9 protein-coding genes are annotated in these 13,788 nt (G+C 66.8%); 8 read left to right on the top strand and 1 reads right to left on the bottom strand.

Going from position 1 to position 13,788, the window contains the following annotated elements:
- The first annotated feature begins 33 nt into the window (after positions 1–33).
- From fdh to BM394_RS00340, 8 genes are all read left to right on the top strand, one after another.
- Positions 34–3,327 (top strand): formate dehydrogenase, encoded by a 3,294-nt coding sequence (gene fdh, locus BM394_RS00375; RefSeq protein WP_139235103.1) that lies wholly within the window; start codon positions 34–36, stop codon positions 3,325–3,327.
- 2 nt (positions 3,328–3,329) lie between these two features.
- A complete protein-coding gene (locus BM394_RS00370; RefSeq protein WP_092972615.1) occupies positions 3,330–4,349 on the top strand; it encodes a 4Fe-4S dicluster domain-containing protein in 1,020 nt (339 codons plus the stop codon).
- Positions 4,346–5,296, top strand: coding sequence for an NrfD/PsrC family molybdoenzyme membrane anchor subunit (gene nrfD, locus BM394_RS00365; RefSeq protein ID WP_092972613.1), 951 nt, complete (start codon positions 4,346–4,348; stop codon positions 5,294–5,296). Before BM394_RS00370 ends, nrfD begins: the two co-directional genes overlap by 4 nt.
- A gap of 149 nt (positions 5,297–5,445) precedes the next feature.
- Complete coding sequence (locus BM394_RS00360; RefSeq protein WP_092972611.1) at positions 5,446–6,438, top strand: ring-cleaving dioxygenase; 993 nt, start codon at positions 5,446–5,448, stop codon at positions 6,436–6,438.
- A 135-nt stretch (positions 6,439–6,573) separates the two neighbouring features.
- Entirely contained in the window at positions 6,574–7,518 is a 945-nt protein-coding gene (locus BM394_RS00355; RefSeq protein ID WP_092972609.1) for a DUF5996 family protein, read from the top strand.
- A 60-nt stretch (positions 7,519–7,578) separates the two neighbouring features.
- A complete protein-coding gene (locus BM394_RS00350) occupies positions 7,579–8,025 on the top strand; it encodes a VOC family protein (RefSeq protein WP_092972607.1) in 447 nt (148 codons plus the stop codon).
- 843 nt (positions 8,026–8,868) lie between these two features.
- Positions 8,869–10,236, top strand: coding sequence for a MurT ligase domain-containing protein (locus BM394_RS00345; protein ID WP_092972605.1), 1,368 nt, complete (start codon positions 8,869–8,871; stop codon positions 10,234–10,236).
- Positions 10,233–10,949, top strand: a complete 717-nt coding sequence (locus BM394_RS00340; protein ID WP_092972603.1) for a type 1 glutamine amidotransferase — start codon at positions 10,233–10,235, stop codon at positions 10,947–10,949. The genes BM394_RS00345 and BM394_RS00340 overlap by 4 nt, the downstream gene beginning before the upstream one ends.
- Before the next feature lie 122 nt (positions 10,950–11,071).
- Here BM394_RS00340 and BM394_RS00335 read toward each other — a convergent pair whose 3' ends face one another.
- Complete coding sequence (locus BM394_RS00335; protein WP_175529895.1) at positions 11,072–13,729, bottom strand: EAL domain-containing protein; 2,658 nt, start codon at positions 13,727–13,729, stop codon at positions 11,072–11,074.
- Between the last annotated feature and the right edge of the window lie 59 nt (positions 13,730–13,788).

Genomic DNA, 13,788 nt, shown 5'->3' with positions numbered 1-13,788 from the left:
CACCGGGGAGGTAACGAGAGTTGGTGATCGGCGATGCGGGAATGGCTGCGCTGGCCCGTGCTGCGCCAGTTGACGGGCTCCGACCCGCTCGGTCGGGGTCGGGCGGCCCGCTCCGCGGCCACCGACCGCGAGCACGCCCGCACCGAGGACGCAGACGAGGTGGTCGGCTCGGTGTGCCCCTACTGCGCCGTGGGCTGCGCGCAGCGCGTGTACGTGCGTGACGGGGCCGTCACCCAGATCGAGGGCGATCCCGACTCGCCGGTTAGCCGGGGCAGGCTCTGCCCGAAGGGCTCGGCCAGCCGCTCGTTGGTGACCTCGCCCGACAGGCGAACCAGGGTCGCCTACCGGCGGCCGTACGGCACCGAGTGGGAGGAACTGGATCTCGACACCGCGGTCGACATGATCGCCGACCGGGTGATCCGCACCCGGGACGAGACCTGGCAGGAGACCGATTCGGACGGTACGCGGCTGCGCCGCACCATGGGAATCGCGAGTCTGGGCGGGGCCACGCTGGACAATGAGGAAAACTACCTCATGAAGAAGCTCTACACCGCCCTCGGAGCCATCCAGATCGAGAACCAGGCCCGCATTTGACACTCCTCCACGGTTCCCGGTCTGGGAACCTCGTTCGGCCGTGGTGGGGCCACAACCTTCCAGCAGGACCTGCGCAACTCCGACTGCGTCGTGATCCAGGGGTCCAACATGGCCGAAGCACACCCGGTCGGGTTCCAGTGGGTGATGGAAGCCAACCGGCGCGGCGCGAAGATAATTCACATCGATCCGCGATTCACCCGCACCTCGGCCATGGCCGACACGTTCGTTCCGCTACGAGCGGGCAGCGACATCGCCCTGCTCGGCGGGCTGATCAACTACGTGCTGCGGGGCGGGTACTACTTCCACGAGTACGTGGCCGCCTACACCAACGCGGCCACGATCGTCGACGAGTCCTACGCCGACACCGAGGACCTCGACGGGGTGTTCTCCGGTTTCACCGGAAGCGGTTACGACCAGAGCAGTTGGTACTACCAGGGGGCGCGGATCAACCCCGCGGCGGGCGAGCGTGACCAGTGGAACGACGTCTTCGGTTCACCCGATCCCGACCGAGCGGCCTCGGAGGGGGAGTCGACACCTCGTGCCGAGCCCGAGACCGATCCGAGCCTGACCCATCCGCGCTGCGTGTTCCAGATCCTCAAGCGCCACTTCGCCCGCTACACTCCGGAGCTCGTGGAGCAGCTGTGCGGGATCGACCAGGAGCGCTTCCACGAGGTCGCCGAGGCGCTGGTCGCCAACTCCGGAAGGGAGCGCACCACCGCCTTCGCCTACGCGGTGGGCTGGACCCACCACACGGTGGGGGTGCAGTACATCCGGGCCGCCTCCATTCTGCAGCTGTTGCTCGGCAACATCGGCAGACCCGGCGGTGGGATTCTCGCGCTGCGGGGTCACGCCAGCATCCAGGGCTCGACCGACATCCCCACCCTGTTCGACCTGCTGCCCGGCTACATCCCGATGCCGCGGGCACACCCGAACCTCTCGCTGGACGGGTTCGTGGCCACCAACGCCGCCGACAAGGGGTACTGGGGCAACATCCGCGACTACGTCGTCAGCCTGCTCAAGTCCTGGTGGGGCGAGTACGCCACCGCCGAGAACGATTTCCGGTTCGATCACCTGCCCCGGCTCACCGGCGACCACGGCAGTTTCCGCACCGTGATCGACCAGATCGAGGGCGGGGTGCGCGGCTACTTCGTCATCGGCGAGAACCCGGCCGTGGGCACCGCCAACGCGCACCAGCAGCGCATGGGGCTGGCCAGTCTGGACTGGCTGGTGGTGCGCGATCTGAACATGATCGAAACCGCCACGTTCTGGAAGAACGGGCCGGAGATCGACAACGGTGAGACCACGCCGCCCGAGATCGGCACCGAGGTGTTCTTCCTGCCCGCGGCGGCGCACACCGAGAAGGACGGCACGTTCACCAACACCCAGCGCATGCTGCAGTGGCACCACAAGGCCGTCGAACCTGCCGAGGACCAGCGCAGCGACCTGTGGTTCTTCTACCACCTGGGACTGCGGATCAAGTCCAAGCTCGCGGCCCGACGACTCGAACGCGACGCGGACCAGCGCGAACGCGACCGCCCCGTCCTGGAACTGACCTGGGACTATCCCACCGAGGGAGACATCGCCGAACCCAGCGCGGACGCCGTGCTCCGCGAGATCAACGGCACCGATGCCGAGGGACGGGCGCTGTCCTCCTTCACCCGGTTGCGCTCCGACGGCTCCACGCGCTCGGGGTGCTGGATCTACTGCGGCGTCTACGCCGACGAGGTCAACCGGGCCGCCCGGCGGGAACCGGGTGAGCGGCAGTCCTGGGTCGCCCCCGAGTGGGGCTGGGCCTGGCCCGCCAACCGGCGGATCCTGTACAACCGCGCCGCCGCGGATCCGCAGGGCAGACCGTGGAGCGAACGCAAGGCCTACGTCTGGTGGGACGCAGAACAGCGGTGCTGGACCGGCCACGACGTGCCCGATTTCGAGGCGACCAAACCCCCCGACTACCTGCCGGCCCCCGACGCACACGGCCCTGACGCGCTGCGCGGCACCGACCCCTTCGTCATGCAGGGCGACGGGCTCGGCTGGTTGTACGCACCCGCCGGACTGCGCGACGGGCCGTTGCCCACCCACTACGAACCGCAGGAATCACCGCTGCGCAACACGCTGCACTCCACGCAGCGAAACTCCGCGCGGCAGCTGTACCACCGCCCGGAGAACCGGTACCAACCCAGCGGTGCCGAACCGGGAGCGGAGGTGTTTCCCTACGTGTTCACCACGTTCCGGCTCACCGAGCACCACACGGCAGGCGGGATGAGTCGGTGGTTGCCGCACCTGGCCGAGCTGGCCCCGGCCATGTTCTTCGAACTCTCCCCGGAACTGGCGGCCGAGCGCGAGCTGGTTCACCTCGGCTGGGCCACGGTGATCACCGCACGCGGAGCGATCGAGGGACGCGTGCTGATCACGCAACGGATCCGTCCGTTGCGTTCGAACGGCAGGACACTGCACCAGATCGGCATCCCCTGGCACTGGGGTCCCAACGGGTTGACCACCGGTGACGCCGCGAACGAGTTGCTCGGGGTCGCGCTCGACCCCACCGTGCACATCATGGAGACCAAAGCGGGCACCTGCGACATCCGTCCCGGCAGCAGACCACGCGGTGTGGAACTCGAGACGCTGCTCGCCACCTACCGCGCACGGGCGGGCATCACCGAGGACACCGGCACCGACGACCCGCCTTCGGCGGCGGATGCCCGGTACCAGGGCGAGCGACACCGACGGAGGTGAGGATGAGTCCTGACGGCGCTGCCGAACACCCGCTGTTCGGACTCGCACGTGCTGCACAGTCCGGTGGCGACGTCCGGACGTCCGTATCCGGGACCGCGGATTCCCCGGCGGGAGGCAACCGGCTCAGCGGCCCGCTGGATGATCCCAGCGCCGAGGCGGGCTACTCGGAGCGGCATCCCGAGCGGATGGGGTTTTTCACCGACACCAGCGTGTGCATCGGGTGCAAGGCGTGCGAGGTCGCCTGCAAGGAGTGGAACCTGCTGGAAGAGGACGGGCTGGATCTGACCGGCATGTCCTACGACAACACCACCGACCTCGGTGCCACCACGTGGCGGCACGTGGCCTTCGTCGAACAGCGGATCGACCCTTCGACGCGTGCCCGCGTGGACATCGGGATGCCCGGGATGGGAGCCCCGAGCACGACCCCGGAAGAGGGCGCGGACTCCGATGCCACCGAGGTGCGCTGGCTGATGTCCTCGGACGTGTGCAAGCACTGCACCCATGCCGCCTGTCTGGACGTGTGTCCGACGGGAGCGTTGATCCGCAGCGAGTACGGCACGGTCGTGGTGCAGGACGACGTGTGCAACGGGTGTGGTTACTGCGTTCCCGCCTGCCCCTACGGTGTGATCGACATCCATCCCGACAACGGCGGAGCGTTCAAGTGCACGTTGTGCCAGGACCGGCTCGGTTCGGGACTCGCTCCGGCGTGTGCCACCGCATGTCCCACCGAGTCCATTCAGTACGGTCCGCTCGACCAGTTGCGGCAGCGGGCCGAGCAACGTCTCGAACAGCTGCACGAGCAGGGGATGACCGAAGCCAGGCTCTACGGGCAGGACCCCACCGACGGTGTGGGAGGTGACGGGGCGTTCTTCCTGCTGTTGGACGAGCCCGAGGTCTACGGTCTGCCACCGGACCCGGTGGTCACCACCCGGGATCTGCCCGCCATGGCCGCACACGCCGCGATCGCCGCCGCTACGGCCGCGTTGACCGTTGCGGCCTGTTTCCTGGGAGGTCGTCGTTGAAGGCGCGAGCGGACCGCGATGCGGGTGCGGAGGGCTCAGACCGGAGTGCGGGGCACGAAGCGCGGGAGCCGTTTCGCTCGTACTACGGCAGGCCGATCATCAAGGAACCGACCTGGAAGGTGCCGGACGTGCCCGCCTACCTCTATCTGGGAGGCATGGCGGGCGCCTCGTCCGTCATGGGGGCCCTCGCCCAGCTACGTGGGTATTCCCGGCTGCGCCGGGTCGGGCTGCTCTGTGCGGCGGGAGGTTCCGGTGCCAGCGTGCTGGCGCTCATTCACGATCTCGGCCGGCCGCGACGCTTCCTGAACATGTTGCGCGTGTTCAAACCCACCTCGCCGTTGAGCGTGGGATCCTGGATCCTCGCTCCGTTCTCCGCGCTCAGCGGTGCCGTCGCGGTCTCCGAACTCACCGGGTTCGCTCGTCCGCTCGCCAGGATGGCGGCCGGGTTCGCAGCGGTGTTGGCCCCGGCGATGACGACCTACACGGCGGTGTTGCTCGCCGACACGGCGGTACCCGGCTGGCACGAGACTCGTCGTGAGCTTCCCTTCGTGTTCGCCTTCAGTTCGGTGGCGGCGGCCGGTGCGCTGGGAACGGGATTGGCACCGCGGTCGGAGGCCGCTCCGGCGCGGCGAATGGCCGTGCTCGGGTCTCTCGGCGAACTGCTCGCGAGCCGGGTGCTGGAACAGCGGGCGGGCAGGATCGCCGAGGCTTACCGCACGGGCAGGGCGGGCACTGCGTTGCGAACGGCTCGCGTGCTGGCAGCGGGATGCGCCCTCGGTGCGCTGTTCGCTCGGCGCAGCGGGAGCGTGGCGGTGCTGGTGGCCGTCAGTGGCACCGCCGCGTCGGCCGCCACTCGTTATGGGGTGTTCGAAGCGGGGCGGGAGACGGCTCGGGATCCCTACTACACGGTGGTGCCGCAGCGACAGGACGGCCGATCCGAGCAGTGACGCCGGCGCACCCCACCTCGTTCGTCTCCTCGGTTGGTCGCGTGCGCTGCGAGAAGCACGGAGATACCGGAGGATGGGGCGAACAGCCACAGCCGTCCCGTCGGTTGGTTCGCCAACCGTAGCGGGTGCCAGCGAGGGAGGCGGAGATCATGCCGACTACGCCAGGCGGATTACACCACGTGACCGCGATCGCTACGGATCCACAGCGCAACGCGGATTTCTACCGAACCGCGCTGGGGCTGCGGCTGGTCAAACGGACCGTCAACTTCGACGCTCCGGACACCTATCACCTCTACTTCGGGGGTGAATCGGGTCAGCCCGGGACACTGATCACCTTCTTCCCCTGGCCCGCGGCGCCGCGTGGACGTCGTGGTGCCGGGCAGACCACGACCGTTGCCTTCTCCGTTCCGCAGCATTCGCTGGGGTGGTGGCAGCAGCATCTCGACGGTCTCGAGGTGAACGTCGGCACCCCCACCAGCAGGTCGAGCGAGGAGACCCTGACGGTCGCCGATCCGGACGGTCTGTTGATCGAGCTGGTCGGGCATCCCGAGGCGGACTCCCGCGCGCCCTGGGAGGAGGGACCTATCCCGCCCGAGTACGCCATACGGGGACTTCACTCGGTCACCGTGACGGAAATCGGGCATGAGCACACCGCTGAACTGTTGACCGAGACCATGGGGTTCCGGCTCGTGGAGGAGTCCGGTGCGCGGTTCCGATTCGCCACGGGTGCCGGTGGCTCCGGCGCGATGGTGGACGTGCTGTGTAGCCCCGAAGCCCCGCTGGGGATGGTCGCGGCGGGCACCGTGCACCACATCGCCTGGCGTGCTTCCGACGACGCCGAACAGGTCGACTGGCGGAACACGCTGCTGGATCAGAGGCTCGACGTGACCCCGGTGCTGGACCGTCGCTACTTCCACTCCATCTACTTCCGTGAACCCGGTGGCGTGTTGTTCGAGATCGCCACCGATCCACCGGGTTTCACCGTCGACGAGCCGTTGATGGAGTTGGGCAGGGCGTTGAAACTCCCTCCGTGGCTGGAGCCCTCCCGCGCCGAGATCGAGCAGGTGCTGCCCACACTCAGGGTTCCCGCTCCGGACGAGGAGATCACTTTCACGCCCCCACCCGCGCAGCGCACGAGGTGAACGATTCCGCGCGGTTTTCCGACGGTCGTTCTCGACGACGGCGTCCTGGGTTCGGACGCGAGTTGGCCACCTCCCGCGCAGCGCCGATGTCCCGGATTCGGCCGCCGGCTCGGAACAGGTCGGGAGGGAGAGGTGATGAACGGTACGAGCACACGAACCGAACGGGGACCGCACTGGCCCGAACTGCGGGTCGAGGACTGGAGCGATACCCGTGACACCCTGCACATGTGGTTACAGCTGGTCGGGAAGATCAAGCTGGCCTGCCAACCGATGATCAACCACTGGTGGCAGGTGCCGCTCTACGTCTCGGCTCGTGGCCTGACCACTGACTCGGTCCCGTACTACGACGATGTGTTCGACATCGAGTTCGACTTCCACGAGCACCGGTTGTTGATCCGTCGCAGTGACGGTGGGCGACGTGAGATCGCTCTTACCGCCAGAACCGTTGCCGACTTCTACCGGGAGACGATGGCGGCGTTGGACGAACTCGGAATACGGCTCACCGTGAGCCGTACCCCGAACGAGGTGGTGCGGGCTCTGCCCTTCGACACCGATACCGAGCACGCCTCCTACGAGCCGGACAAGGCGTGGTCGTTCTGGCGGCAGTTGTTGTGCGCGCACCGGGTGTTCAGCGATTTCAGGTCGAGCTTCATCGGCAAGGTGAGCCCGGTGCACTTCTTCTGGGGAGCCATGGATCTGGCCGTGACCCGTTTCTCCGGACGTGAGGCACCTCGTCACCCGGGTGGGGCTCCCAACTGTGGCGACTGGGTCATGGTCGAGGGGTACTCGCACGAGCTCAGCAGTTGCGGTTTCTGGCCGGGCGGCGGAGCCGAGGGCGCGTTCTATGCCTACGCCTACCCGGAGCCACCGGGATTCGACCGGTACCCGGTCGGTCCGGCGGCGGCTTATTTCGAGCAGGGCGAGTTCCTGCTGCCCTACGAGGACGTTCGAACCGCCTCCTCACCGGAGCGGATGCTCGCGGAGTTCCTGCGCACCACCTACGAAGCGGCGGCCGAATGCGGTGGTTGGGACCGCCGGGCGTTGGAGGACGACCCGAAGCGACGAGCCTCGGCGCGGTGATCCCGGTTCGTCGTGCTGCCTCGCCTTCGATATCGATTTCGCGGAACGGATGAGGTGACTATGAGTGTCCAGGAATTCCCGGCACCGAGCGAGGGAATGCTGCTGACCCACTTTCTCACGGTCAGCGACGTGAGCCGCTCGCGCGCTTTCTACCGGGACGTCGTCGGCGGCCGAGTGGTTCTCGAGGAGAATCCGTGCACGTTGCGTGTGGCCAACAGTTGGTTGATCATGAATCCCGGAGGCGGTCCCACTCCGGACAAGCCGGAAACCACGTTGCGTCCGCCGGCCGACGGAGATCCGGTGTCCTGTTTCCTCAACATACGCGTCGCCGATATCTGGGCCGTTTATCGCGACTGGAGCGAGCGGGGAGCCGAATTCCTGACTCCTCCGGTGGATCGTGGGGCAGAGCTGCGTTGCTATCTGCGCGACCCGGACGGTTATCTCATCGAAGTCGGCCAGGCCACGGGGATGCTTCGGGGGAGATTCGCCGACCCCCCGCCGACGTGATCAGTTCCCGAGGGCGAGCCGCTACCTGCGTCTGTCGATGTGGATGTCCCAAACCGTCCACCCGATTCCGAGCGCGACGAAACCCGACAGCAACAGCAGCACGATCATCTCCATCGGTGCCTCCTCGGCATGCTGGTGCGCACGCGGCGAACCAGCCGTTCTCCGGCGGATTTCCTCGACGGTGGTTCAAGCGTGTTTCACTCACTCGTTCGAGTCAAGTGGATGTCATTCGGGTGTTCGGGTCCGTTTTGGATCGTCCTTCGGTTTCTGCTACTGCGTGTTGCCTCGATTTCTGCCGGGAAGGTGGGACGGTTGTGTGACGAGCCGTTGAATACGAACAGCAAGCTGTTGATTTTCGTGTTTTAATCACACGCGGTCACTCCGTTGTTTGGTGTCATTCTTTAAGGGGAAATGCATGGCGGGAATGAGTGTCGGCTCCCGATGTCGGCGATTCGGAGTAAACTGTGGTCAAGGGGTCACCCTTAGTGAGATCGAAACGATCCGCGAATCGGATTCGGAAGGTGTGTGAGAGCGGACTCAGAAGCCGCCGGTCATAGGTGTGAACGCGCGAAAACGGACACGATGAATCATGTTCGCAGAACAGTTGCCCTGTCTCGTGGCGGCACTACAGCTGGCCGTCGCGTTACCCCGGGAATGGGTGGGTATCGCTGCCGTCGCCGTGGGAATGACACTGGCCGCGATTTTCGGTATCCGACTTCTCATCACGCGATCAGCGGCCAACGATCGCGCTGACGACGACAGTGAGACGAAGTCACGAAGCCCACCCCACCGTCGGATCACTGTGCCGCCCCCAGTCCGCCGCGTCGAGGAAAGGACCGGTCGATGACGAACACGACCCGCCGGAGCGAGCGAAGCGAACCAACGGGTCAATCACAACAGCACACACCGTCCGCACCGGATCCCGGACAGCGTTGGCGAGTGGTCTCCGCGCGTCGTGCGCGGCGGGCCGACGTGCTGTCCCGACTCCGCACCGGCACTGCACTGGCGGCGGGAAGACTCGCCACGACCACCTCCAGAAGCCTGCGGCTGGGAAGCGGCGGCATCATCGGAGGCCGAGTGGCACTGGCGTTGCAACCGGATCTGCTCACACGACTGGTCGTGGACAAACGAATCGTGGTGATCACCGGAACCAATGGCAAGACCACCACCACCCACATGGTGGCCCAGGCGCTGCATGCCGGTGGGGCCTCGGTCAGCAACGCCACCGGGGCCAACATGCTCGACGGCCACGTCGCCGCCCTGATGGCCGAGCCACGAGCGCCGTATGCCGCGTTGGAGGTCGACGAGCTGCATCTGGCCCAGCTGACCGACCGATTCCAGCCCTCGGTGATTCTGCTGCTCAACCTCAGCCGTGACCAGCTCGATCGTGTCGGGGAGATTCGCAGCGTGGAGTCCAGCCTGCGGCGCGCACTGCGGCAGGCACCGGGTGCACGGGTGGTCGCCAACGCCGACGACCCCAACATCGTCTCGGTCGCGGCCGACCATCCCCACGTGACCTGGGTCTCGGGCGGCTGCCGTTGGAAACACGACGCGCTCAACTGCCCCAGGTGCGGGGCCTTCCTCGGGGAAATCGACGAGGCGTGGGAATGCGTGTGCGGGTTGCGCAGGCCCAACGCCGACTGGACGGTCGACGCGGGCGGGCTCACCGCTCCGGACGGAGCGAGCGAGGGACTGTCCCTGCCGTTGCCCGGGCAGGTCAATCGGGTCAACGCCACGTTCGCGCTCGCGGCCGCCGCGGCGTTGGACATACCCCGCGCCGAGGCGCTCGACCGCATCCGTCGACTGCGCGATGCCAGCGGACGATACGAACACACGACCATGGCCGGACACGACGTGCGGCTGTTGCTGGCGAAGAACCCGGCCAGCTGGCTCGAGATGCTCGACCTGGTGGCCGAGAACGACCGCCCGCTGATCCTGGTCGTCAACAGCAGGCAGGCCGACGGACACGACGTCTCCTGGTTGTGGGACATCGAGTTCGAGCGGCTGGCGGGAAGGAAGGTCGTCGTCACGGGGGAGCGGGCGCTGGATCTGGCGGTCCGACTGCGTTACGCGGAAGTGAACTGCGAAATCGCCACGAACGTGCAGCGAGCGCTGCACAGTGCCACCATCGGGGACTCGGCCGACTCGGTCGAGATCATCGCCAACTACACCGCTTTCCGGGATCTGTTCGCGAAGAGGCAACAACATTGACCGACGATTCGGCGATCCGCATCGCACTCGTGGTGCCCGACCTGCTGGGCACCTACGGGGATCGGGGAAACGCCCTGGTACTCGCGCAACGGCTGCGCTGGAGAGGTTATCGCGCCGAGATCGTGACCGTGTTGTCCTCGGCAGAAACCCTGCCCGACTCCTGCGACATCTATCTGCTCGGTGGTGGCGAGGACGTCGCGCAACAGGCCGCGGTGAACTTCCTGGCACGTGGTGACGGACTACGGCGGGCCGTGAACGCGGGGGCGATCGTGCTCGGGGTCTGTGGTGGGTTGCAAGTGCTGGGCACCAGCTTCACCACCGGTGACGGCACCACTCAGCACGGACTGGGACTCATCGACATCTCCACCGAGCCCGGTCCTAACCGGGCCATCGGCGAACTGAGCACGCGCTCCGAGGAGCACGGTCTGGGGCTGCTCACCGGCTTCGAGAACCACCTCGGCAGGAGCACGGTGGGTCCGGCGGCCCGTCCACTGGGACGTGTGCTGCACGGCATCGGCAACGGCTCAGAGGAGACCGAGGGGGCTGTCAGCGGGCGTGTCGTTTGCACCTATCTGCACGGCCCGGCGTTGGCGCGGAATCCGGCGCTGGCGGACACGATGCTGTCCTGGGCGGTAGGGGAGCCGTTGTCCGAACTGGCTCCCTTCCCGGAACTCACCGAGCTGCGGACCGAACGGGCGCGAGCCGCCGGATGACCGCCCGCGTCGGCCGGGTCATCTCGCTTGTCCTCCTGCGAGAGCTTCCTGCCGTGACTTCAGATGTTTCCTCGAAGTCGGAAAGCACCTTCCCGTGCGGGTGGGGGCGTGGTCAGTGTGGGTTACGACTGATGGGTTTCGATGCGGGTGTGGGTGAGGTCGTGGAGGAGCGGCTGTAGCCGGGTGCTCAAGGGCTGTGTCAGTCGCAGGGTGACTTGTTTGTGGTGGGCGCGGGCGTGCTGGTCGAGGGCGTGGATGACGCGGGGGTCGAGGATGTCGAGGCCGTGGTCGTTGACCAGGAGATTTTGGGCTCGGGTGTGCTCCAGCGCGGCGGTGAACAGATTGGCGCAGGGCAGGTCCAGCACTCCGGTCAGGGCGAGGTGGGTGTCGTATTCGTTGTCGGTGTGCTCGCCGGTGCTGTCGGCGTAGAGGCGGAAAGGGCTGGCGGTGGGAGTGGTCACCGGGTGCAGGCAGGCCATCTCGGCGACAGCGGCGCTGCCGAGCTCGGTGAGGTTGTAGGCGCACAGTGCGGTCACGGGTTCGGTGCTGATCACGTGGTCGCACAGGTACTCGTAGTAGGCGAAGGCCGCGCGCTGGTCGGGGGTGGTGACCATGGCTGTGGCGTTGACGATGGCACGAAAACCTGCGTAGCCGGCGGCGAGCGCCTTCTCGACGGATGTGACGCGGGCGTGCATGGCCGCTTCGGCATCGACGACTCCTCCAACGCTGGTGGGGTAGAACTCTTCGATGGTTGCGACGGTCATCGCGCCCGTTTCCATCGCGGGGCCGAGGACCTCGTCGGCGGCGAGTTGTGCCCGTAACCGTGAGGCGGGGGCGTGGTCTACGTATTCGATCCAGTACCCGTGTCTGAGTCCGTCCCGGACGTACTCGCGGGCGCGGGTGCGAAACTCCTCGTGATCTCGGAAGATCCAGCATTCGTGCCCGCCCGGAACGGGAGCGCCCGCAGTGGCGATTTCGCCGGTCGTTCGCCTACTCGGTGGTGCGATGGTCGGTGTGCGGGCCACCGTGTCGGGATCGTCGCGCGCGGGTTGGGTTTCGGTGGGGTGCGGGTGGATCCTCGTCTCCTCGCGGGCCGCGAGGGCGGGGGGACGCTGGATCAGAGCGCGCAGTTCGGGAGCGGGGACGCCTGCCGCGAACAGGAAGCCCTGGTAGTCGGTGAAGCCGATTCGCGCCAGCTGGTAGAGCTGGCCGGTGGTTTCCACTCCTTCGGCGACGCACGTCATGTTCCGGGCCTGAGCGATGCTCAGGGCAGCGCCGGCGATGGCGGCATCGACCGCTTCCCGCTCCAGACCGGCCACGAAGGTGCGGTCGAGTTTGAGGATCTGGACGGGAAGTTCCTTGAGACGTTCCAAGGACGAATAGCCGGTGCCGAAGTCGTCCAGGGCGAACCGTACGCCCCGCTCCGCGAGTTCGTGCATGGCTGTCAGGGTGGCCGGGGCGAGATCGAGCAGGTCGGTTTCGGTGATCTCCAGGACGAGCCGGTGCCAATCCAACCCGGTCGCGGGCACGATCCGTTCGATCTGCGCTGCGAAGTCGGGCTCGTGCAGCAGTGTGCTACTGAGATTGACCGTCACCGCCACGGGCCGCCCCTGTTGGTCGGGCCAGGTTGCCGCTTCACGCGCGGCGGCGCTCAAAACCCACCGGTCGAGTTCGGAGACCAGGTGAGCGTTGCGAGCGGCGGGCAGGATCACCCCCGGCGACAGCAGGCCGTGCTGCGGATGCGGCCAACGCAGCAGCGCTTCCGCGCCGTGTACGCGGCCGGTGGGGTCGACGATGGGTTGGTAGTGCAGCCTCAGCTCATCGCGGGCCAGTGCCTGGCGCAGTTCCTGTTCGAAGTTGGCCTCGCGTTCCAACGATGTGCTCAAGCCGGCATTGGCGCGGAAAACATGTCCGGTGCCGTGGTCTTTGGCCTGGTACATGGCCACCTCGGCCAATCGCAGTAGCTCGTCGGACCGCTCGATTCCGAGATCACTCGTGGTAGCGATTCCGATCGAGGCGGATACCGCGATCAAATGGTTTTCCCTGGCCATACTCGTGCGCAGCAGCACCGAGATCCTCTCGGCCAGCTCCTGCGGTCCGCCGTGGGCGGCCACGTCCGGGCATACGATGAGGAATTCGTCGCCGGAATGCCGTGCCGCCGCGCATTCCGGCGGCAGACCCTGCTGCAATCGTTGTGCCAGCCGCACCAGCAGATCGTCTCCGGCCTTGTGCCCCAGCGTGTCGTTGATGCGTTTGAAGTTGTCGAGATCGCAGAACAGCACAGCGCTCTCACGCTGCCCCTCGTCGGACAGCTGCTGGTCCAGCAGGCGGCGTACGCCTTTGCGATTGAGCAGCCCGGTCAGCTCGTCATGTTCGGTCTCGGCGTGGAGGGCCTGCGTGTAGTGGTGGCGTTGCCTGACATCGATGAAGGCCACCAGCCACACACCGGCCCGACCCTCGTACGCCAGGAACGTGGCGTACACATCGCAAAACACCGTCCGCCCCTCGGCGCACCGCAACCGTCGTTGATGACGCGTCAACCCATCGCCGCCGTGGTCCGTGCCGACACCACCGTCATACGCGGTGAGAGCGCTGCCGCGGTCATGTGGGGAGAGCAACTCCATCGACGAGCGCCGGACAAGGTTTTCGTGGGTGCGGCCCAGCAGCGCACACAGCGACTCGTTGACCGCCAACACACGCTCGTTCTCATCCAGCACCGCCATCGCCGTCGGCAGAGCCTGGAACAACGTGTCACTGTTCGTCTGCAATACCCTGTGCATCGCGCTCCTCTCGGTTGACGCCCACCAGGCGCCGGCCATCGAAGACATCCTTGGCCAGT

This window comes from Actinopolyspora lacussalsi subsp. righensis (genome assembly GCF_900116555.1).
GTDB classification, from domain to species: Bacteria; Actinomycetota; Actinomycetes; order Mycobacteriales; family Pseudonocardiaceae; genus Actinopolyspora; species Actinopolyspora lacussalsi.
Note: the sequence above shows the minus strand (reverse complement) of the source record. Positions and strands in the feature narration are given on the sequence as shown.

Coding starts and splice junctions, on each gene's coding strand:
- BM394_RS00370 (WP_092972615.1), top strand. CDS start 3,330: ATGAGTCCTGACGGCGCTGCCGAACACCCGCTGTTCGGACTCGCACGT.
- BM394_RS00360 (WP_092972611.1), top strand. CDS start 5,446: ATGCCGACTACGCCAGGCGGATTACACCACGTGACCGCGATCGCTACG.
- BM394_RS00355 (WP_092972609.1), top strand. CDS start 6,574: ATGAACGGTACGAGCACACGAACCGAACGGGGACCGCACTGGCCCGAA.
- BM394_RS00350 (WP_092972607.1), top strand. CDS start 7,579: ATGAGTGTCCAGGAATTCCCGGCACCGAGCGAGGGAATGCTGCTGACC.
- BM394_RS00345 (WP_092972605.1), top strand. CDS start 8,869: ATGACGAACACGACCCGCCGGAGCGAGCGAAGCGAACCAACGGGTCAA.
- BM394_RS00335 (WP_175529895.1), bottom strand. CDS start 13,729: ATGCACAGGGTATTGCAGACGAACAGTGACACGTTGTTCCAGGCTCTG.